This is a genomic window from Rhizobacter sp. Root404 (assembly GCF_001425865.1).
Lineage (GTDB): Bacteria > Pseudomonadota > Gammaproteobacteria > Burkholderiales > Burkholderiaceae_C > LMDS01.
This window is the reverse complement of record NZ_LMDS01000004.1, coordinates 922006-942881: the sequence shown is the minus strand read 5'-3', so window position 1 is coordinate 942881 and position 20876 is coordinate 922006. Positions and strand designations below refer to the sequence as shown.

At 70.0% G+C, this 20876-nt stretch carries 15 protein-coding genes and 2 pseudogenes; 12 read left to right on the top strand and 5 right to left on the bottom strand.

Annotated elements, in window-relative coordinates; genetic code table 11:
* Positions 1-209 precede the first annotated feature (209 nt).
* The 5 genes from ASC76_RS09010 to ASC76_RS08990 are packed head-to-tail and all read left to right on the top strand — an operon-like array spanning position 210 to position 5267.
* Positions 210-1406, top strand: a complete 1197-nt coding sequence (locus tag ASC76_RS09010; protein ID WP_056464972.1) for a urate hydroxylase PuuD — start codon at positions 210-212, stop codon at positions 1404-1406.
* A gap of 32 nt (positions 1407-1438) precedes the next feature.
* Entirely contained in the window at positions 1439-2929 is a 1491-nt protein-coding gene (locus ASC76_RS09005; RefSeq protein WP_056464971.1) for a nucleobase:cation symporter-2 family protein, read from the top strand.
* Positions 2892-4307 carry an 8-oxoguanine deaminase gene (locus tag ASC76_RS09000; RefSeq protein WP_371262098.1) on the top strand — a complete coding sequence of 472 codons (1416 nt, stop codon included), beginning with the start codon at positions 2892-2894 and terminating at the stop codon, positions 4305-4307. Before ASC76_RS09005 ends, ASC76_RS09000 begins: the two co-directional genes overlap by 38 nt.
* On the top strand, positions 4304-5044 hold the full coding sequence (locus ASC76_RS08995) for a class II aldolase/adducin family protein (RefSeq protein ID WP_056464969.1): 741 nt from the start codon (positions 4304-4306) through the stop codon (positions 5042-5044). The genes ASC76_RS09000 and ASC76_RS08995 overlap by 4 nt, the downstream gene beginning before the upstream one ends.
* Positions 5045-5060: 16 nt before the next feature.
* Positions 5061-5267 carry a 4-oxalocrotonate tautomerase gene (locus ASC76_RS08990; RefSeq protein ID WP_056464968.1) on the top strand — a complete coding sequence of 69 codons (207 nt, stop codon included), beginning with the start codon at positions 5061-5063 and terminating at the stop codon, positions 5265-5267.
* A gap of 18 nt (positions 5268-5285) precedes the next feature.
* On the opposite strand, the gene ASC76_RS08985 is transcribed toward ASC76_RS08990, so the two are convergent.
* From ASC76_RS08985 to ASC76_RS08975, 3 genes are all read right to left on the bottom strand, one after another.
* Positions 5286-6428 carry a phospholipase A gene (locus ASC76_RS08985; RefSeq protein WP_056464967.1) on the bottom strand — a complete coding sequence of 381 codons (1143 nt, stop codon included), beginning with the start codon at positions 6426-6428 and terminating at the stop codon, positions 5286-5288.
* A 138-nt stretch (positions 6429-6566) separates the two neighbouring features.
* Positions 6567-7481: a LysR family transcriptional regulator gene (locus ASC76_RS08980; RefSeq protein WP_056464966.1), complete on the bottom strand. Its 915-nt coding sequence runs from the start codon at positions 7479-7481 to the stop codon at positions 6567-6569.
* Between the two features lie 65 nt (positions 7482-7546).
* The gene (locus ASC76_RS08975; RefSeq protein ID WP_056464965.1) at positions 7547-8113 is read right to left on the bottom strand and encodes a hypothetical protein; all 567 of its coding nucleotides are present in this window, start codon (positions 8111-8113) and stop codon (positions 7547-7549) included.
* A gap of 252 nt (positions 8114-8365) precedes the next feature.
* On the opposite strand from ASC76_RS08975, the gene gcl reads away from it, so the two are divergent.
* The 5 genes and pseudogenes from gcl (at position 8366) to ASC76_RS08950 (ending at position 13622) form a co-directional block, all read left to right on the top strand.
* Entirely contained in the window at positions 8366-10141 is a 1776-nt protein-coding gene (gcl, locus tag ASC76_RS08970; protein WP_056467160.1) for a glyoxylate carboligase, read from the top strand.
* 5 nt (positions 10142-10146) lie between these two features.
* Complete coding sequence (hyi, locus tag ASC76_RS08965; RefSeq protein ID WP_056464964.1) at positions 10147-10935, top strand: hydroxypyruvate isomerase; 789 nt, start codon at positions 10147-10149, stop codon at positions 10933-10935.
* Positions 10902-11665 (top strand): annotated as a pseudogene (locus ASC76_RS08960) (2-hydroxy-3-oxopropionate reductase); the annotation flags it as partial. The gene hyi and the pseudogene ASC76_RS08960, both read left to right, overlap by 34 nt.
* Before the next feature lies 1 nt (position 11666).
* Positions 11667-12044, top strand: a pseudogene (locus tag ASC76_RS08955) (NAD-binding protein); the annotation flags it as partial.
* 276 nt (positions 12045-12320) lie between these two features.
* Positions 12321-13622, top strand: a complete 1302-nt coding sequence (locus ASC76_RS08950) for a glycerate kinase (protein WP_056464963.1) — start codon at positions 12321-12323, stop codon at positions 13620-13622.
* A gap of 40 nt (positions 13623-13662) precedes the next feature.
* Here ASC76_RS08950 and ASC76_RS08945 read toward each other — a convergent pair whose 3' ends face one another.
* Entirely contained in the window at positions 13663-14349 is a 687-nt protein-coding gene (locus tag ASC76_RS08945; RefSeq protein WP_157615446.1) for a PEP-CTERM sorting domain-containing protein, read from the bottom strand.
* Positions 14350-14630: 281 nt separating this feature from the next.
* On the opposite strand from ASC76_RS08945, the gene ASC76_RS08940 reads away from it, so the two are divergent.
* Entirely contained in the window at positions 14631-15623 is a 993-nt protein-coding gene (locus ASC76_RS08940) for a tripartite tricarboxylate transporter substrate binding protein (RefSeq protein ID WP_056464961.1), read from the top strand.
* An 89-nt stretch (positions 15624-15712) separates the two neighbouring features.
* Complete coding sequence (locus tag ASC76_RS08935; RefSeq protein ID WP_056464960.1) at positions 15713-17299, top strand: phospholipase D family protein; 1587 nt, start codon at positions 15713-15715, stop codon at positions 17297-17299.
* A 3-nt stretch (positions 17300-17302) separates the two neighbouring features.
* On the opposite strand, the gene ASC76_RS26540 is transcribed toward ASC76_RS08935, so the two are convergent.
* Positions 17303-20824 carry a PAS domain S-box protein gene (locus ASC76_RS26540; RefSeq protein ID WP_082548943.1) on the bottom strand — a complete coding sequence of 1174 codons (3522 nt, stop codon included), beginning with the start codon at positions 20822-20824 and terminating at the stop codon, positions 17303-17305.
* Between the last annotated feature and the right edge of the window lie 52 nt (positions 20825-20876).

The following is a 20876-nucleotide window of genomic DNA, read 5'->3' as shown; positions in this document are numbered from 1 at the left end:
GATCAGGGTAAGTTCGTATGCGACGAGCTGCTTAAACTGTATACAGTTCGTCTGCGTCGCCGCGGAGCCCGGGCCCTCAACCCGGTCGTGACGTTCACCACCTTGCAGAGCCCGCTGTGGCAAGGGACGGGCACATGTACAGGCCTGCTTCTTGCTGAAGCAGCCGTTCATCGGCACGGACCTGGCGAAGACTCGGAGACTCACACCGCATGGAAGCGTACCTTCTCGACTGGGCCAACCTGCTGCTGCGCTGGGCGCACATCATCACCGGCATCGCCTGGATCGGCGCCTCGTTCTACTTCGTCTCGCTCGACAACAGCCTGACCCCGCCGAAGGACCCGAAGGACGCCGAAAAGGGCATCGGCGGCGAACAGTGGGGCGTGCACGGCGGCGGTTTCTACCACCACCAGAAGTACCCGGTGTCGCCCGGCTATGTGCCCGACCAGCTGCACTGGTCGATGTGGGAGAGCTACTCGACCTGGCTGACCGGCTTCGCGTTGTTCACGGTCCTCTACCTCTACAACGCCAGCACCTTCCTGATCGACAAGACGCTGTTCGACTGGTCGCCGGCCGCCGCGATCACCACCGCGCTCGGGTTCTTCGTCGCGTTCTGGCTGCTCTATGACGCGATCTGCCGCACGCTCGGCCGCGGCAAGAACGGCGACCTGATCGTCGGCGCCTGCGTGTTCGTGCTGATCGTGGCCGCGTCGTGGCTGTCGTGCCACCTGTTCGCCGGCCGCGCCGCCTTCCTGCTGGTCGGCGCGATGATCGCGACGACGATGAGCGGCAACGTGTTCTTCTGGATCATCCCGGGCCAGCGCACCGTCGTCGCCGCGATCAAGGCCGGCCAGCCGGTCGACCCGGTCCACGGCCAGCGCGGCAAGCAGCGCAGCGTGCACAACACCTTCTTCACGCTGCCGGTGCTGTTCGCGATGATGAGCAACCACTACGGCTTCACCTACGGCGCGAAGCACAACTGGCTGGTGCTGGTCGCGATCATGGTGGCCGGCGCGCTGATCCGCATGTCGTTCGCGCTGCGCCACAAGGCGCTCGCCTACGGCCAGCCGGTGCCGTGGCGCTACGCGGTCATCGGCACGCTGCTGCTGATCGGCACGATCGCCGCGACGATGCCGGCGCCGCAACCGGCGCCCGCGGCGGCCGCGCCGGCGAGCTTCGCCGAGGTGCAGGCGATCGTCACGCAGCGCTGCGTGATGTGCCACGGCGAGGCGATGCAGAGCAAGAACGTGCGCCTCGACTCGGCTGCCGAGGTGAGCAAGCACGCGCAGCAGATCTACCAGCAGGCCGTGGTCTTGAAGGCCATGCCGATGAACAACGCGACCCAGATCACCGACGCCGAGCGCGCGCTGATCGGGCGCTGGTTCACCGCCGGCGCTTCGACGAAGTGACCGATTCCATCCGAGCACGAGAGGACGACGCCATGAGCAACGACATCACCGCGACCGCGGTCCATCCGGTCGACGAGAAACTGCCCCTGCCTCGCCTGAGCGCGCTCGGCCTGCAACACGTGCTGGTCATGTATGCCGGCGCGGTCGCGGTGCCGCTGATCGTCGGCCGCGCGCTCAAGCTCACGCCCGACCAGGTGGTGCAGCTGATCTCGGCCGACCTGTTCTGCTGTGGGCTGGTGACGCTGATCCAGTCGCTCGGCTTCACGAAATGGTTCGGCATCAAGCTGCCCGTGATGATGGGCGTGACGTTCGCATCGGTCGGCCCGATGGTCGCGATGGCCAACGCGGTGCCGGGCGTCGACGGCGCCCGCGCGATCTTCGGCGCGATCATCGGCGCGGGGTTGATCTCGATGCTGATCGCGCCGGCGGTCAGCAAGCTGCTGCGCTTTTTCCCGCCGGTGGTCACCGGCACGATCATCGCGGTGATCGGCATCAGCCTGATGCGCGTGGGCATCGGCTGGGCGATGGGCGGGCCGCCGAACCTCGCGCAGGCCGTCGACGTGCCGAAACTCGTCGCGATGGTCGACGGCGTGAAGGCGAGCGCCGCGGCCGCCTCGGCGCCGGCGATGAAGCTCCCCGGCCCGATCCCGATGCTCGACAACGCGACCTACGGCGCGCTCGACAACATGGCGATCGCCGCGTTCGTGCTGGTCGTGATCCTGCTGATCGCGCGCTACTCGAAAGGCTTCCTCGCCAACATCTCGGTGCTGATCGGCATCGTCGCCGGTTGCGTGCTGGCGGTCGGCCTGGGCAAGATGGGCTTCGACAAGGTCGCGAAGGCGCACTGGCTGGACGTCGTCACGCCGTTCGTGTTCGGCCTGCCGACCTTCGACCCGGTGATGATCCTGACGATGACGCTGGTGATGATCGTCGTGATGATCGAGTCGACCGGCATGTTCCTCGCGCTGTCCGACATGACCGGCAAACCGATCTCGCAGACCGAGCTCGCCGCCGGGTTGCGCACCGACGGCCTGGGCACGCTGATCGGCGGCATCTTCAACACCTTCCCGTACACCAGCTTCTCGCAGAACGTGGGCCTGGTCGGCGTGACCGGGGTGCGCAGCCGCTTCGTGTGCGTGGCGGCCGGCATCATCATGATCGTGCTCGGGTTGCTGCCGAAGATGGGCGCGCTGGTCGAGTCGGTGCCGCAGTTCGTGCTGGGCGGTGCCGGGCTGGTGATGTTCGGCATGGTCGCGGCCACCGGCATCCGCATCCTCGCGAACGTCGATTTCAAGCACAACCGGCACAACCTCTACATCGTCGCGATCGCGATCGGCGCCGGCATGATCCCGCTGGTCGCGCCGCGCTGGAGCCAGCAGATGCCGCACGCGCTGCACCCGCTGCTCGAGTCCGGCATCCTGCTGACCGCGATCGCCGCGGTCGTGTTGAACCTCTACTTCAACGGCAGCAAGGGCGGCTCGGCCGATGCGGTCGAAGCGGCCAAGCTGGCCGAGGCGCATTGAGCGCCCGATGGCGAGCCTGCTGATCAAGAACGCGACGCTTCTCGTCACGATGGACGCGCAGCGGCGCGAGATCGCCGACGGCGCGGTGTTCGTGCGGGACAACGTGATCGAGGCGGTCGGCGCGACCGCCGAGCTGCCGGACACCGCCGACCAGGTGATCGATGCGCGCGACCAGGTCGTGATTCCCGGCCTCGTCAACACCCACCACCACATGTTCCAGACCCTCACCCGGGCGCGGGTGCAGGACAACGAGCTGTTCGGCTGGCTGCAGGGCCTGTACCCGATCTGGGCGAACCTCACGCCCGAGATGGCGAAGGTCTCGACCCAGACCGCGATGGCGGAGCTGCTGCTGTCCGGCTGCACGACCAGCAGCGACCACCTCTACATCTACCCGAACGGGCGCTCTGGCCAGGTGCGGCTCGACGACAGCATCGAAGGCGCGCAGGAGATCGGCATGCGCTTCCATGCCGCGCGGGGCTCGATGAGCGTCGGCGAATCGAAAGGCGGCTTGCCGCCGGACCGGGTCGTCGAGGACGAAGCCGCGATCCTGACCGAGACCCAGCGCCTGATCGAGCGCTGGCACAACCCGGGCCGGTTCGCGATGCAGCGCATCGTCGTCGCGCCGTGCTCGCCGTTCTCGGTCAGCCGCGAGCTGATGCGAGATTCGGCCTTGCTCGCCAGGCAATACGGCGTCTCGCTGCACACCCACCTGGCCGAGAACGACAACGACATCGCCTACACCCGCGAGAAGTTCCGCTGCACGCCGGCCGAGTACGTCGAGCAGCTCGGCTGGACCGGGCCGGACGTCTGGTGCGCGCACTGCGTCAAGCTCGACGCGCACGGCATCGCGCTGTTCGCGCGCACCGGCACCGGCGTCGCGCACTGCCCGTGCTCGAACATGCGGCTGGCCTCGGGCATCGCGCCGATCCGGGCGATGCGCGATGCGGGCGTCAGCGTCGGCCTGGGCGTGGACGGTTCCGCCTCCAATGACGCCGGCCACCTGCTCGGCGAGGCCCGCATGGCGATGCTGCTGCAGCGTGTCGCGCATGGCCCGGTCGACGGCCCGGCCGCCATGGGCGCGCGCGAGGCCCTCGAGATCGCGACGCTGGGCGGCGCGAAGGTGCTGAACCGCGACGACATCGGCGCGCTCGCGCCCGGCATGGCGGCCGACATCGTCACCGTGCCGCTCGACGGCATCGCCACCGCCGGCGCGCTGCACGATCCGCTTGCGGCCCTGCTGTTTTGCCAGATCCCGCGCATCAGGCACTCGATCATCGACGGCCGGGTCGTCGTGCGCGACGGCGAACTGGCGACGCTGGAGCTGCCGCGGCTGGTCGCGCGCCACAATGCGCTGGCCCGCGAACTCGCCGACGCATGACCCCGACCCGCACCGAGACCGACGTCCGCATCGACCTCGCCGCCGCCTACCGGCTCGCCGCACAGCGCGGCTGGGACGACACCGTCTACACCCATGTGTCCGCCGGCGTGCCCGGGGAGCCCGGCGTCTACCTGATCAACCCGTTCGGCGCCCGCTTCGACGAGATCACCGCATCGGCACTCGTGAAGGTCAACACCCGCGGCGAGGTCGTCGACGGCAGCGGCCGGCGCGTCAACCCGAGCGGCTTCGCGATCCACGGTGCGGTGCATGCGGCGCGGCCCGAACTCGAATGCGTCGTGCACCTGCACACCACCGCCGGCGTGGCGCTGAGCATGCTGCCGGCCGGCCTGCAGGCAACTTCGCAATGGGCGATGCGCCTGCACGGCCGGCTCGGGCGGCACGCGTACGAAGGGCTGGCGTTCGGCGCCGCCGAGCAGGCCCGGCTGGTCGCGAACCTCGGGGCGCTCGACGGGCTGATCCTGGAGAACCACGGCCCGCTGACGGTCGGTCGCACGGTCGCCGAGGCGTGGATGGTGATGTACCTGCTCGAGCGCGCGGCGCAGGCGCAGCTCGCCGCGATGGCGGCCACCGGCGGGCGGGTCCGCGTCGTCAGCGACGAGCTGGCAGCACTGACGTATCGTCAGTGGGTCGGCGACGGCGCCGAGCGCGATGGCGATGTCGAATGGCCGGCGCTGTTGCGCGGCCTGGACCGCACCGACCCGTCCTACCGAGATTGAACTGGAGAGAACCGAGATGCCCACGATCCGAATCGAGATGTTCGAAGGCCGCACGCCGGAGCAGAAGCGCGCGCTCGTCGCCGCCGTCACCGAGGCCTGCGTGAAGACGATCGGCGCTTCGCCCGAGAGCGTCGACATCCTGCTGTTCGACATCGCGAAGCAGAACTGGGCCACCGGCGGCACGCTGTGGAGCGACAAGGCGGCCAAGCCGCCGACGGGTTGAGCGCGGCGCGCGCCGCGCTCAGAACTGCAGGAAGGTCACGCCGGCACCGAGACTCGTCTGGCGGAAGTTGTAGTCGGTCAGCGTCTCGCCGTAGCCGCGGAACAGCTGGACGAACCAGCGCAGGCCGTTGGGCTGGTCCCGGTAGATCGGGTAGGTCCACTCGGCCTGCAGCGCACCGTAGTTCGCGTTGCGCAGCGAGGTGCGGTAGAGCAGCGACGCGGTGTGCAGCCCCTGCGCCCAGTTGAGCTGGAACTCACCGCGGCCGCGGTAGCTGACCAGGTCGGGGTTGTTGTCGGTCGCGAGGTCCTCGTTCAGGCGCTGGTTGTAGCGCGCCGTGAACGACCACGGCCCGCGGTCGAACCCGCCCGCCACGTAGACGCGGTTCCAGCTGCGCGACAGTGGATCCGACTGCCCGTTCGACTGGTGCGCGAGGCCGACCTGCGTGTAGCGCCACTGCCAGCCGAACGGCAGCGCGCGCAGGGCCGGCGCGGTCGGCAACACATAGATCGCCTCGGGCTGGTAATCGGTGTTGCGGAAGGGTTTGGAATCCGCGCCGTTATAGATCTGCCACATCGCCTGCTGCGTGAACGCGACCCAGAAGTCGCCGCCGATCAGCGGCAGGTCCTGCACGAGTTTCGTGCGCAGCGAGAGCTGGAACTTGGCCTCCTCGCGGCGGTAGTCGGGCTGCAGCACGGCGGCCTGGGTCGGCGATTGCGGCGCGCGGTTGATGTGCGTCGTCACGTGGATCGGCAGCACGTAGTTGGGCTGGTAGCCGACGAAATTGAAGATGCCGCGCTTGTCCGCGGCGTCGAGCTCCCAGAACTTCGACATCAGGCCGGTTTCCGGCTTGGCGCTGACCGCGTCCGCGAGCGCGCCGTTCGTCGGCGCGAGCAGCGAGGTCGACGGTGCCACCGGCGCCGGCGTCGCAGCGGCGCCAGGCACGGGGAGCTGCGCCACCGGCTCGGTCGGCGCGGTTGCGCGGCCGGCCAGCTTGTCGTAGCAGGCGAGGCGGTCGGAGGACGCGCCGATCTCGGCGCAGGCCGTCAAGGTCGGCGGTGCATCGGGCTGGGCCGCGGCGCCGAGCGGCAGCGCCAGGGCGAGCAGGGCGGTCAGGGCATGCCGGGGCGTGCGGCCGCACGGGTCGGTTCGATCAGGAAGCATGGGAGGACGGACAGAGCGACGGGACCCGGCGATGTTAGGGGCGCGCGGGCACACACCGCGTCGCGCGCGCGCCTCAGCGTGTCGGCGCGATGCCCGCCGCGTCGTAGGCCACGCGCGCGTCCGCGTCCCGGGGCGCCCTCATGCGGTCTCTGCACGCCGCGCCCACCACTCGGCCGTGAACTGCTCCTGCAGGTAGCCGATGAAGCTGCTGACCTTGGACGGCACAAGCTTGGGCGACGGGAACACCGCATGCATCTCCTGGACCGGCAGCGCGAAGTCGGTCAGCAGCGGCACGACCTCGCCGCGCTGCACCGAGCCGTGCGCCACGTACCACGGCAGGATCGCCAGGCCCATGCTGTCGCGCGTGGCCTCGAGCAGCACCGACAGGTTGTTGGTGCGCAGCGGGCCGCGCACCGGCACCGAGTGCTCGCGCCCGCCGCCAATGAAGTGCCAGCGCTCGTCGCCCTGCACCGTGCTGTAGATCAGGCACGGGTGCTGCGCCACGTCGGACGGCGCCTGCGGCGCGGCGTGCTGCGCCAGGTAGGCCGGTGAGGCGACCAGCACCCACGGGTTCTGCGCCAGGTAGCGGGCGCCGAGCGAGGAGTCGGCCAGGCGTCCCATGCGGATCGCCACGTCCACGCCTTGCTCGACGAGGTTGACGTAGCGGTCGTCGAAGCTGAGGTCGATCGTGATCTCGGGGTGCTCGCGCATGAAGGTCAGCACCAGCGGCGTCAGCACGCGGCGGCCGAACGCCACCGAGGTGCTGATGCGCAGCTGCCCGCCGACCCGCGACTGCAGCAGCGCGGCCAGGTTGTCGGCCTCCTCCAGCTCGCGCTGGATCGTCTTGCACTTCTCGTAGTACAGCGCACCGATCTCGGTCGCGCTGACGCCGCGGGTGTTGCGGTTCAGCAGCCGGGCGCCGAGCCGGGCCTCGACCGCGGCGACGTGCTTGGTCGCCGTCGGCTGGGTCACGCCAAGATCGACCGAGGCCTTGGAGAAGCTGCCGGTCTCGACGATGCGGGCGAACAGCTGTACGCCGGTGATGCGGTCCATGGGGGCGGCGCGCACGAGGCACGCGAAGCTCGCGGAGCCGCCACCATAGTCGAAAACGCGGGCGCTTACTTGCCGTCGCGGTCGGCGTCGCCCGGCACGGCGCGCTCGACCCGGTCGCTCAGGCGCTGCCAGGCATCGCGCGTGGCGTGGCGGGCGCGGTCCCATTCCAGCGTCGAGGTGCCGCGTGCGGTCTCCCAGCTGCGCGCCAGGTCGCCTTCGACCTCGTCGTAGCGGCGGCCCGGGTTGCGGCGATACGCCTCGACGCCATGGTCGTAGGCCGGGCCGTAGTCGTCGTAGGCGGCGTCGGCGCCGGCGTAGTCGCGGCTGCGGTAGTTGTCGTGCCAGTAGGTCGTCTCGACGGTCGGGTCGATCGCCTCGGCCGCGCTCTTGCCGGCCAGGCCGCCGACGATCGCGCCGATCGCCGCGCCGATCACGGTGCCGACCGGACCGGCGAGCGTGCCGGTGGCCGCACCCGCCGCCGCGCCGCCGAGGGCGGCGCCGACGCCGACGCCGAGGGGGTGCGCGCCGGTGGCTCCGGTGAGCGGATCGAGGTTGGCGTCGGCCTCGTGCTCGAGGTGACGGGCACGTTCGTCGTCGGCCGAGTAGGTCGCGGGGGTCTGGCTGGGGTTCATCGGAGTCTCCGGGCTGGCCACGACCGGGGCGGCGCGGCAACTGGAACGAAGGCTAGGTTGCGGCCGTGCCGGCGGCTGCGCGCAAACGCCTCGGTCGCCGGGCCAGAGCGGCGCGTCGCGCGGTGGGACGCGTCCGACACGCGGCGCCGCATTCCGCCGCGGAATAGCTCTTATCGGCGCGCGCCGTAGCGCGGGCAGCGGGCGCTCTTCATGATCCGCCTCAGTCGAAACGCTCAGCGCAAGGAGATCCGCATGGCACGCATGAAGGCCGTCATGGCCGCCGTCTTGGTGATGGAGAAAGAAGGCATCTCGCAGGCCTTCGGCGTGCCGGGCGCCGCCATCAACCCGCTGTATGCAGCACTGCGCGAGCGTGGCTCGATCGCGCACGTGCTGGCGCGCCACGTCGAGGGCGCCTCGCACATGGCCGAGGGCTACACCCGCGCGAAGGCGGGCAACATCGGCGTGTGCATCGGCACCTCGGGGCCGGCCGGCACCGACATGATCACCGGCCTCTATTCGGCGATCGCCGACAGCATCCCGATCCTGTGCATCACTGGCCAGGCGCCGCGCGCGCGGCTCTACAAGGAGGACTTCCAGGCGGTCGACATCGAGTCGATCAGCAAGCCGGTGACCAAATGGAGCGTCACGGTGCGCGAGCCGGCGCAGGTGCCGCGCGCGTTCCAGCAGGCCTTCCACCTGATGCGCTCGGGCCGCCCGGGCCCGGTGCTGATCGACCTGCCGTTCGACGTGCAGATGGCCGAGATCGAGTTCGACATCGACACCTACGAACCGCTGCCGGTCTACAAGCCCCACGCCACCCGCAAGCAGATCGAAAAGGCGATCGGCATGCTGCAGGCGGCCGAGCGCCCGCTGATCGTCGCCGGCGGCGGCATCATCAACGCCGACGCGTCCGACCTGCTGCAGGAGTTCGCCGAACTGACCGACACGCCGGTGATCCCGACGCTGATGGGCTGGGGCACCATCCCCGACGACCACCCGCTGATGGCCGGCATGTGCGGGCTGCAGACCTCGCACCGCTACGGCAACGCGACGATGCTGGCGAGCGACTTCGTGCTCGGCATCGGCAACCGCTGGGCGAACCGCCACACCGGCTCGCCGGAGGTGTACTGCAAGGGCCGCACCTTCGTGCACGTCGACATCGAGCCGACGCAGATCGGGCGCGTGTTCGCGCCGGAGCTGGGCATCGTGTCGGACGCGAAGGCGGCGCTGCAGTTGTTCGTCGAGGTCGCGCGCGAGATGAAGGCGGCCGGCCTGCTCCGCGACCGCAGCGAGTGGGTCGGCGCCTGCCGCGAGCGCAAGCGCACGATGCTGCGCAAGACGAATCTCGACACCGTGCCGATGAAGCCGCAGCGCGTCTACCAGTGCATGAACAACCACTTCGACCGCGACACGACCTACGTGTCGACGATCGGGCTGTCGCAGATCGCCGGCGCGCAGTTCCTGCACGTGTTCGGGCCGCGGCGCTGGATCAACTGCGGCCAGGCCGGGCCGCTGGGCTGGACGATCCCCGCCGCGCTCGGCGTGCGCGCCGCGGACCCGACCCGCAAGATCGTCGCGCTGTCCGGCGACTACGACTTCCAGTTCATGATCGAGGAGCTCGCGGTCGGCGCGCAGTTCAAGCTGCCCTACATCCACATGGTCGTGAACAACAGCTACCTCGGGCTGATCCGCCAGAGCCAGCGCGGGTTCGACATGGACTACTGCGTGCAGCTCGGCTTCGACAACATCAACGCGCCGCAGGTGGAGGGCTACGGTGTCGACCACGAGGCGGTGGTCACCGGCCTGGGCTGCAAGTTCGTGCGGGTGCACCGGCAGGAGCAGATCGCGCCGGCCATCAAGCAGGCGGAGGCCTGGATGGTCGAGCACCGCGTGCCGGTCGTGATCGAGGTCATCCTGGAGCGCGTGACCAACATCTCGATGGGCACCGAGATCGACGCGATCAACGAGTTCGAGGAACTGGCGACGAGCATCGCCGACGCGCCGACCGCCATCGGCCTGCTGGACTGAACGTCATGCCGAAATTCGCTGCCAACCTGACGATGCTGTTCACCGAGGTGCCGTTCCTCGACCGATTCGAGCGCGCGGCCCGGGCCGGCTTCACCGCGGTCGAGTTCCTGTTCCCGTACGACTTCCCGGCCGCCGAGATCCGCAACCGGCTGGGTGCCAACCGGCTCGACCTGGTGCTGCACAACCTGCCGGCCGGCGACTGGGCCGAGGGCGAGCGCGGGATCGCGTGCCTGCCCGACCGGGTCGCGGAGTTTCGCAACGGTGTGGCACGCGCGATCGAGTACGCGACCGTGTTGGGCGTGCCGCGCCTGAATTGCCTGGCCGGCAAGACACCCGTCGGCGTCGACGACCAGGTGATCCACGTCACGCTGGTCGAGAACCTTCGCTTCGCCGCCGCCGCGTTGAAAGAAGTCGGCATCAAGCTGTTGATCGAGCCGATCAACACCTTCGACATTCCCGGCTTCCACCTCAGCCGCACGGCGCAGGCACTGGCGTTGATCGAGGAGGTCGGCTCGGACAACCTGTTCGTGCAGTACGACATCTACCACGCGCAGCGCATGGAGGGCGAGCTGATCGCGACGATGACGTCGCAGCTCGCACGCATCGGCCACATCCAGCTGGCCGACAACCCGGGCCGCCACGAGCCGGGCACCGGCGAGATCCACTACGGGAACGTGTTCGCGGCGCTCGACCGGGCCGGCTACGACGGCTGGATCGGCTGCGAATACAAGCCCGCCACCACCACCCAGGCCGGTCTGCACTGGCTCGAGACTGCGCGAAGGGCATCGACATGAGCAAGATCGGATTCATCGGCCTGGGCATCATGGGCACGCCGATGGCGCTGCGCCTGAAGGCCGGCGGCCACGAGCTGTTCGTCTACACCCGAGGGGATCCGAGCCCCGATGTCATCGCAGCCGGCGCGGTGCGCTGCGCCAGCGCGAAGGAGGTCGCAGAGCGCGCCGACATCGTCTTCACGATGGTGCCGGACACGCCGGACGTCGCGAAGGTGCTGTTCGCCGACGACGGTGTCGCCGCCGGGCTCAGCAAAGGCAAGACCGTCGTCGACATGAGCTCGATCTCGCCGATCGAGACGAAGGCGTTCGCGCAGCGCATCAACGCGCTCGGCTGCGACTACCTCGACGCGCCGGTCTCCGGKGGCGAGGTCGGCGCCAAGGCCGGCACGCTGACGATCATGGTCGGCGGGCCGGAGGCGACGTTCGAGCGCGTCAAGCCGCTGTTCGAGCTGATGGGCAAGAACATCACCTTGGTCGGCGGCAACGGCGACGGTCAGACCTGCAAGGTCGCCAACCAGATCATCGTCGCGCTGAACATCGCGGCGGTCGGCGAGGCGCTGGTGTTCGCCAGCAAGGCCGGCGCGGACCCGGCCAAGGTGCGGCAGGCGCTGATGGGCGGCTTCGCGGCCAGCCGCATCCTCGAGGTGCACGGCGAGCGGATGATCAAGCGCACGTTCGCGCCGGGCTTCCGGATCGGGCTGCACCAGAAGGACCTGAGCCTGGCGCTGGCNCAGACCTGCAAGGTCGCCAACCAGATCATCGTCGCGCTGAACATCGCGGCGGTCGGCGAGGCGCTGGTGTTCGCCAGCAAGGCCGGCGCGGACCCGGCCAAGGTGCGSCAGGCGCTGATGGGCGGCTTCGCGGCCAGYCGCATCCTCGAGGTGCACGGCGAGCGGATGATCAAGCGCACGTTCGCGCCGGGCTTCCGGATCGGGCTGCACCAGAAGGACCTGAGCCTGGCGCTGGCCGGCGCGCGCGCGCTCGGCGTGGCGCTGCCGCAGACGGCCGGCGCGGCGCAGCTGATGCAGGCCTGTGCCGCCAACGGCGGGCAGGACCTGGACCACTCGGCGCTGGTGCAGGCGCTGGAGCTGATGGCGGCGCACAAGGTGATGCCCGATATCGCGAACCGATCGATCCACTCGTCGCGCGGCGGGCCGACACTCATGGCCCGGCCTGCGCCTGCCCACGACGCAGCGCGTCGAGGTCGGCCACGTACAGTCGGGTCGCCNCCGGCGCGGCGCAGCTGATGCAGGCCTGTGCCGCCAACGGCGGGCAGGACCTGGACCACTCGGCGCTGGTGCAGGCGCTGGAGCTGATGGCGGCGCACAAGGTGATGCCCGATCCGGCGCGATGAGCGCCGCCGCGCGGGTCGGGATAATCGCGGCATGAGCCTGCCTTCGCCCCACACCGATCCCCGCGGCTTCCTGCTCGCGCTGTTCAACGCTGCGGTCGCGCAGGCCGTGCCCGGTGCCGGCATTGCGGCGTTCTTGCCGCCGCCGCCCAAGGGCCGCACGCTGGTGCTCGGCGCCGGCAAGGCGGGTGGGGCCATGGCGGCGGCGGTCGACGCGGCGTGGCCGGCGGGCGCGCCGATGTCGGGCCTGGTCGTCACGCGCTACGACTACGTGCCGCCGGCGTACAAGGCCCAGCCGGGCCGCATCGAAGTGGTCGAGGCCGCGCACCCGGTGCCCGACGACGCGGGGCGGCGCGCCGCGAAGCGCATCGCCGAACTGACTCGGGGCCTGACCAAGGACGACCTGGTGCTGTGCCTGATGTCCGGCGGCGCCTCGTCGCTGCTGGCGATGCCGGCCGACGGCATCACGCTGGAGGAGAAGCAGGCGATCAACAAGGCACTGCTGAAGAGCGGCGCGGCGATCGACGAGATGAACTGCGTGCGCAAGCACCTCTCGGCGATCAAGGGCGGGCGGCTCGCGGCCATGTGCGCGCCGGCCCAGGTCGTCACGCTGCTGATCAGCGACGTGCCCGGCGATGCGCCCGAGGTCATCGGCAGCGGCCCGACGGTGCCTGACAGCACGACATGCGCCGATGCGCTGCGCATCCTCGCGCGCTACGGCATCGAGATTCCGGCGACAGCGCGGGCCGGGCTCGAGAGCGGCGCGTTGGAGACGCCGAAGCCGGGGGACGCGCGCTTCGAAGGTCACCAGGTCCACATGATCGCGACGCCGCGCCAGTCGCTCGACGCCGCCGCCGCGCTGGCGCGGCAAGCAGGAATAGGCGTGCATGTGCTGAGCGACGAGATGGAAGGCGAGTCGCGCGAAGTCGGCAAGGTGCACGCGGCGCTGGCGCGCTACGTGGCCCGCCACGGCGAGCCGTTCGCGAAGCCCTGCGTGATCCTGTCGGGCGGCGAAACGACCGTGACGGTCAGGAGCAAGGGCGGCCGTGGCGGCCGCGCGACCGAGTTCCTGCTCGGCTGCGCGATCGCGCTGCAGGGCGAGCCCGATGTGCATGTGCTGGCCGCCGACACCGACGGCATCGACGGTGTCGAGGACAACGCCGGCGCGATCGTCACACCCAGCACGCTGGCCCGTGCCCGCGCCGCCGGGCTCAAGGCGGCCGAGGTGCTCGACCGCAACGACGCCTACAACTTCTTCAAGCCGCTCGGCGACCTGGTGGCGCCGGGGCCGACGTTCACGAACGTCAACGACTTCAGGGCGATCCTGATCGTTTAGGGGTGAAAAAAAGGCGCCCCGCGGGGCGCCTTCGTCACGCTCAGCGTGCGCCGCTGCGGCGGCGCCAGACGAGCAGTGCGCCCACGCCCGCGAACATCATCAGGTAGGTCGACGGTTCGGGCACCGCGGTGACCAGGATCATGTTCTGGTAGCGGGTGTCGCGGTCGACCAGGTAGTGCACCTGGAACGTGCTCGACCGGTACGTGTCGGAGATCGACGAGTACGCGCTCTTCAGTTCGGACAGCATGGTCTCGTAGTCGGTGCGGGTGCTCTGCACTGCGCCGGTATTGAAGGCCATGCTCGACGCGGTGCCGGTGAAGTCCTGCGTGATCTCCCAAAGCACCTGGTTGAAATCCTGGCCGTCGATGTTCCACGCCAGCGTTTGCGTGTAGTAGTGGTCGACCACCCAGTTCATCAGCGCGTCGGCCTTGTTGGCATAGGTGGCCGATGCGTTGATGACGCTGGCCGCGTCGACCACATCGTAGGTGTGGGTCGAGGGCAGGGCCGGGAAGTCCGCGCCCGGCTCGATGCAGGCGATGACGCCGGTCGCCCCGTACACCGACGAGGAACCGGTCGCGAACGTGATGTCGGCGATCCAGCCGCCGTTGCCTTCGCGGTTCGTCACGTTGCCGGTGAGGGTCTGGGCCATCGTCTGGCCGGCACCGAGCATCGCCAGGCAGACCAGGGCCGTGCGCACGGGCATCGATGACGCGATCTTTGTGGTCATGAAGACCTCCTTCGAATACAAATCTGCTGCGAGAAAGAAGTGCCCGGGATGAACACTTCGATCGCAGTATTCCGATGCGACGAACAGCGAACCACCCGCGACTCGGGGGGCGCTGTCGCACGCACGCCGAGCGACGTGAAAACTTGCCGAGTGCGTTGGAGCGCTCGTTGTGCGCGCGTCACGCGCGTTTCGGGGGTCGCGCTGCGCGGACACGCCGTTTGACATTCATTGACGTTGCCGGCGGCACAATCCGCAGCTGCACCGCCAGTCAAGGAACACCCATGGACTTCTCGAACCTCAATCGTCGCGACGTGATGCGTCTGTCGCTCGGCGCGGTCGGCGCCACGTCCCTGCCGATCGCCTCGCACGCGCAGTCCGCGTGGCCGACCAAGCCGATCCGCTTCGTCGTGCCGTTCGCACCGGGCGGCAGCTCGGAGATCGTCGCGCGGGCCGCCGCGGCCGAGCTGACCAAGTCGCTCGGGCAGAGCGTGTACGTCGACAACAAGCCCGGCGGTGCCGGCAACGTCGCGATGGCCGAGGTCGCGCGCGCCGACGACCAGCACACGCTGGTGCTCGGCCACATCGGCACACTGGCGGTGAACCCGTACATCTTCGACAAGCTGCCGTACGACCCGAACAAGGACTTCAAGCCGATCTCGCTGCTGGCCAAGGTGCCGAGCCTGTACGTCGTGCATCCCGACGTGCCGGCGAAAAACCTGAAGGAGTTCGTCGCGCTGTGCAAGGCCAAGCCGGGCGCGCTGAACTACGGTTCGGCCGGCAACGGCAGCGCCGGCCACCTGGCGATGGAGTACCTGAAGATGGCGACGAACATCTTCATCCTGCACGTGCCGTACCGCGGCACCGGCCCGCAGCTGACCGACCTGCTGGCCGGCCGCCTGCAGGCGGCCTCGGTCGGCGCGCCGGCGATCCTGCAGTTCATCAAGGCGGGCAAGCTGCGCTGCATCGCCACCGGCACCACGCAGCGCATCCCGCAGCTGCCCGACGTGCCGACCGTGGCCGAGCAGGGCTACCCGGGCTTCGAGATGACGCAGTGGTACGGCATGCTCGCGCCGGCCAACCTCGCGCAACCCGCCGCGGACAAGCTCGCGGCGGCCTGCGCGAAGGCGATGCACGAACCGGCGGCGCTGGAGCGCCTGAGCACCGACGCGGCAATCCCGGTTGGCGGCAGCGCCGCCGACTTCGCGAAGTTCATCGCGCTGGAGCAGCAGCGCTGGAAGCCGGTGATCGCGCGGGCGAAGGTCAAGCCCGATTGAGGCGCGGTGTGCGGCCCGCGCGGTCGCGCCCGCGTTCGCCGCGCGTGGCAACATCGCCGCCTCGCGAACGATTCACGGAGATGCCCCGCATGCCCGAACTCTCATGGCGCCGCCTCGTCGGTGCGGCGCTGCTCGCGGCGTCGGCCTTCCTCGGCGCCTGCACCACGCTGCCGGCCGTCGACCGGGACGCGATCGCCAGCGAGGCGATCCCGCTGAGCACGTCGACCACGCTCGGCCGCATCGCCAAGACCTCGCAGCCCGCGCCGGAGCTGTCCGGCTTCCGGCTGATGCCGCTCGGGCTGTTCTCGCTCGATACCCGGGTGCAGCTCGCGAAGCGGGCCGAGGTCTCGCTCGACGTCCAGTACTACCACTTCGAGAACGACGAGACCGGTCGCTGGCTGCTGCGCGCGCTGCGCGACGCGGCCGAGCGCGGCGTGCGGGTGCGCCTGCTGCTCGACGACCTCTACACCGGCGGGCAGGACACCTACTGGCTCGCCTTCGCCGCGCACAAGAACGTCGAGGTGCGCTTGTTCAACCCGTTCGCGCGGGCGCGCGACCGCGGCCAGGGCGGGCGCTTCCTGGCCTCGATCGACGAGTGGGACCGCGTCAACCACCGCATGCACAACAAGCTGTTCATCGCCGACGGCGCGATGGCGGTGATCGGCGGGCGCAACGTCGCCAACGAGTACTACCTGCGCGGCATGTCGCAGAACTTCGTCGACGTCGACGCGTTCACGGTCGGCTGGATCGTTCCGCCGCTGCAGTTCCAGTTCGACCGCTACTGGAACAGCGCGGCGGTCTACCCGCTGAAGGCGATCGCGAAGACCGATCTCGACCCCGCCGCGCTGCGCGCCTTCTTCGAGGACGCGACCGGCCCGGCCAAGACGCCGCCGCCCGACCCGCTGCCGTCGAACGACATCCTCGGCTACGGGCCGATCGCCGACGACCTCGACGGCGGGCGCCTCGGCCTGATCTGGGGCGAGGCCTTCGTGTTCGCCGACCACCCCGACAAGCCCTTCGACGGCAGCGTCGGCGGCGAGCCGCTGGACACCAGCGTGACCTACAACCTGTTCGAGGTGATCCGCGCCGCGAAGAAGGAGGTGGTGATGTCGTCGCCGTACTTCGTGCCCGGCGAGCTGAGCCTGCAGATGATGCGGGACCTGCGCGCGAAGGGCGTGTCGGTGGCGGTGCTGACCAACTCGCTCGCCTCGACCGACGAGCCGGTCGTGCACATCGGCTATGCGGCTCACCGGGTCGAACTGCTGAAGATGGGCGTGGAGCTGTACGAGCTGAGCTCGTCGCGGGTCAAGCGCAACGAGCGGCCGTTCCTGTTCGGGCAGTCGCTCGGGCGGCTGCACGCCAAGCTCGCGGTGATCGACCGCGCCGGGCTGTTCATCGGCTCGATGAACCTCGATCCGCGCTCGGCCAGCATCAACACCGAGCTCGGCGCGGTCGTCGTCAGCCCGCCGCTGGCGAAGGAGCTGCTGCGGGTGATCGACATCGACCGGCTGCTGAGCGCCTATCGGGTGCGGCTGCGGGGCACCGGCAACGGGCTGGAGTGGGTCAGCAACGACGGCGACAAGGAGACCATCCTGACCGAGGAGCCGGACTCGACGCCGTGGCTGCGGATCAAGTCATGGCTGCTGACGCCGTTCGTGCCGGTCGAGCAGCTGTAGGCCTCAGTCCGGCGGCGCCTCGATGATCTCGCGGATGCGGGTCGCGAGCGCTTCCATCGCAAACGGCTTGGTGATCATCGACATCCCCGGTTCCAGGAAGCCGGAGGCGATCGCGGCATTCTCGGCATAGCCGGTCATGAACAGCACCTTCAGGCCGGGGCGGACCTGGCGGCCGGCCTCGGCGATCTGCCGGCCGTTCAGCCCGGGCAGGCCGATGTCGGTGATCAGCAGATCGATGCGGGCGCGCGACTGCAGCAGCTCCAGGCCCGCGGGGCCATCCGCCGCCTCGATCGCGCGGTAGCCCAGGTCGCCCAGCACCTCGACGATCAGGCCGCGCACGACCGCTTCGTCCTCGACCACCAGCACCGTCTCGCCGTGCAGCGTGACGTGCGCCTCGGTCAGTTCGGCGAGCGGCTCGTCGTCCGGCGCCTCGCCGCGGTGGCGTGGCAGGTAAAGCTTGAACGTCGTGCCGTGGCCGACCTCGCTGTAGATCTTCGCGTAGCCTTCCGACTGGCGCGCGAAGCCGTAGATCATCGACAGCCCCAGGCCCGTGCCCTGGCCGATCGGCTTCGTGGTGAAGAACGGCTCGAAGGCCTTGGCCACCGTGTCCGCGCTCATGCCGGTGCCGGTGTCGGTCACGCAGATGCAGACGTACTGGCCGGGCCGCACGTCGCGCTGCCGGGCGGCGTAGGCCGAATCCAGGTGCGCGTTGCAGGTCTCGATCACCAGCCGGCCGCCGTCGGGCATCGCGTCGCGCGCGTTGATCGCCAGGTTCAGGATCGCGCTTTCGAGCTGGTTCGGGTCGCAGCGCGTCAGCCACAGGCCGCCGGCCAGCACGAGCTCGAGCTCGATGCGCTCGCCCAGCGTGCGGCGCAGCAGGTCTTCCATCGACGCGACCAGCGGGTTGGCGCGGACCGCGCGCGGATCGAGCGGCTGGCGGCGCGAGAACGCGAGCAGCCGGTGGGTGAGGGCGGCGGCCCGCTTGGCCGAACCGACGGCGCCACGCACGAAGCGGTCGAGTTCGTCGAGGCGGCCTTGCGCGATCCGCTTCTGCACCAGGTCCAGGCTGCCGGTGATGCCCTGCAGCAGGTTGTTGAAGTCGTGCGCGATGCCGCCGGTCAGCTGGCCCACGGCCTCCATCTTCTGGCTCTGGCGCAGCGCGTCCTCGGCGGCGCGCTGTTCGGTCACGTCGCGGCCGAAGCCGTACAGCACGCCGGACTCGCCGACGATGGTCCAGACGATCTGCCGTGCGCCGCCGTCGCTGGCGTTCATCGCGAACTGCTGCTCGACGACGCGCTCGCCGGCGGCGAGCCGAACCAGCGCCTCGCGCACCGCGGACACGGCGTCGGTCACGACGAAATCGAGCAGCATGCGCCCCTCGGTCTGCGCCAACGACCAGCCGAGGACCTGGATCCACGCCGGGTTCGCGGTCGACAGCCGGCCGTCGGCGGCGGCGACGATCTTCAGCACCGGGGACAGCGTCCAGATCCGCTCCTGGTTGAGCGCGATCGCGCGCTCGTCGGTGATGTCGCGCCCCACCGCGTGGATGCGGCCGGCATCGGGCACGGCGGTCCAGTCGAGCAACCGGTAGCTGCCGTCCTTGGCGCGATAGCGGTTCTCGAACGCCAGCGTGGTCTCGCCCTGGGCGAGCTTGCCGACCTCGTCGAGCGAACTGCGCAGGTCGTCGGGGTGGATGAAGTCGGCCAGCAGGTGGCCGACCATGTCGTCCTCGGTCCAGCCCAGCATGCGCTGCGACGACGGGTTGATCGCCGTGATGCGGCCCTCGAAGTCGCACACCAGCAGCAGGTCCTGCGACATCGACCAGAGCCGGTTGCGTTCGAGGGCGTGCTCGACCTCGGCTGTCTTCTGTTCGTGGATGTCGGTGTTGGTGCCGATCCAGTGGATGACCCGATCGTCCTCGCCGCGCACCGGGATCGCGCGCGCCAGGTGCCAGCGGTATTCGCCGTCGGCGCGGCGCAGCCGGAACTCGACCTCGTACGGCTCGCCCGACGCCAGCGATGCCGCCCAGCGCGCCTGCGCCTGGGGCAGGTCGGCCGAGAACACCATCTCGCTCCAGCGGTGGCCATCCAGACCGCCGGGGGGGGCGCCGCTGTAGGCATAGACCTGGTCGTTGAACCAGTCGAGCAGGCCGTCCGGCTGCGCGAGCCAGGCCTGGTTGGGCATGGCCTGGGCGAGCGCGCGGAAGCGCCGCTCGCTCTGCTCCAGTTCGCGCAGGACGCGGCGGCGCTCCGTCACGTCCTGCACCACGCCGGCCATGTGCCTGCGGCGACCCTGCGCGTCGAAGCCGTATTCGGCGCGGCGCGAGATCGTGCGCTCCTCGCCGGTGTCGGCGCGGCGGATGCGGTACTCGACGTCGAGCGGCGCGGTGCCGGCCTGGCGGCGTGCGCTGTCCGAGACCAGGTGGACGTCCTCCGGCAGGACCAGGCGCTCGAGCTCCTGCGCCGGAATGCGCTCGCGCGGCGTCAGGCCGAAGATCCGGCAGAACTCCGGCGTGCCGTAGACCGTGCTGTCGTCCAGGTCGACGTTGAACACGCCGACGCCGCCGGCCGCCTGCGCGCGCTGCAACTGCAGCGCGCCCTCGCGCAGCCGCACCTCGCCGGCGCGCTGCGCCGACTCGGCCGCGACGCGGGCCGACACGTCCGAGCCCTGCACGAAGATGCCGATGACCTCGCTGCCGCTGCCGAACAGCGGCTGCAGCACGAAGTCGACATGGCGCCCCACCGGGGGCGCCGCCGGATCGACCTGCACGGTGTACAGGGCTCCCTGTGCCGCATAGGCCTTGCCTTCGCGGAAGACCTTGTCCAACAGGCCGAGGTAGCCCTGCTCGACGGCGTCCGGCAACGCTTCGAGCACCGTCCTGCCGAGCACGTCGCGCCGGCCGATCAGCTCGAGGTAGCCCGGGTTGGCGAGTTCGAAGCGGTGCTCCGGGCCGGTCAGCATCGCCATGAAGCCCGGTGCCTGCTCGAACATGCTGCGCAGCCGCTGCCGCTCCCCCTGCAGCCAGCGCTGGGCCTGCACCTTCTGCGTCGTCTCCTGCACGATGGCGATGGCGCCCACGGCGCGGTTGGCCTCGTCGAACAGCGGCGAATAGTCGAGGTCCAGCCAGACCTGCTCGGCGCGGCCGTGCCGGAACAGCGTGAACTCCTGATCCCGATAGGCCAGCGTGCCGCCGGCCAGCGTGGCGCGCATCACCTGGTCGTTAAAGTCCGACGCCTCGGGCCAGCCCTCGCGCACACGCGCACCCAGCAGTGCCGGATGGCGGCCGCCGGCGATGACGGCGTAGCCGTCGTTGTAGACCATCACCCCGTCGTCGCCCCACATCGTCACCATCGGCACGTGCGAGCGCAGGATCAGCGCGACCGTCGACTTGACGCTCTGCGGCCAGGTGGCGATCGGGCCGAGCGCGGTGGCACCCCAGTCGTGCGCGGCGATCAGCCGACCGGTTTCGGAGTCGGCGTTCAGAAAGGTGTGGGCGTTGTCGGCTGTCGTCGGTGCGTCCGGCACGGCAAGGCCCTCGGTGGTCGGCGGGTTGGGGGGCGACCGGCTCGGCTGCGGC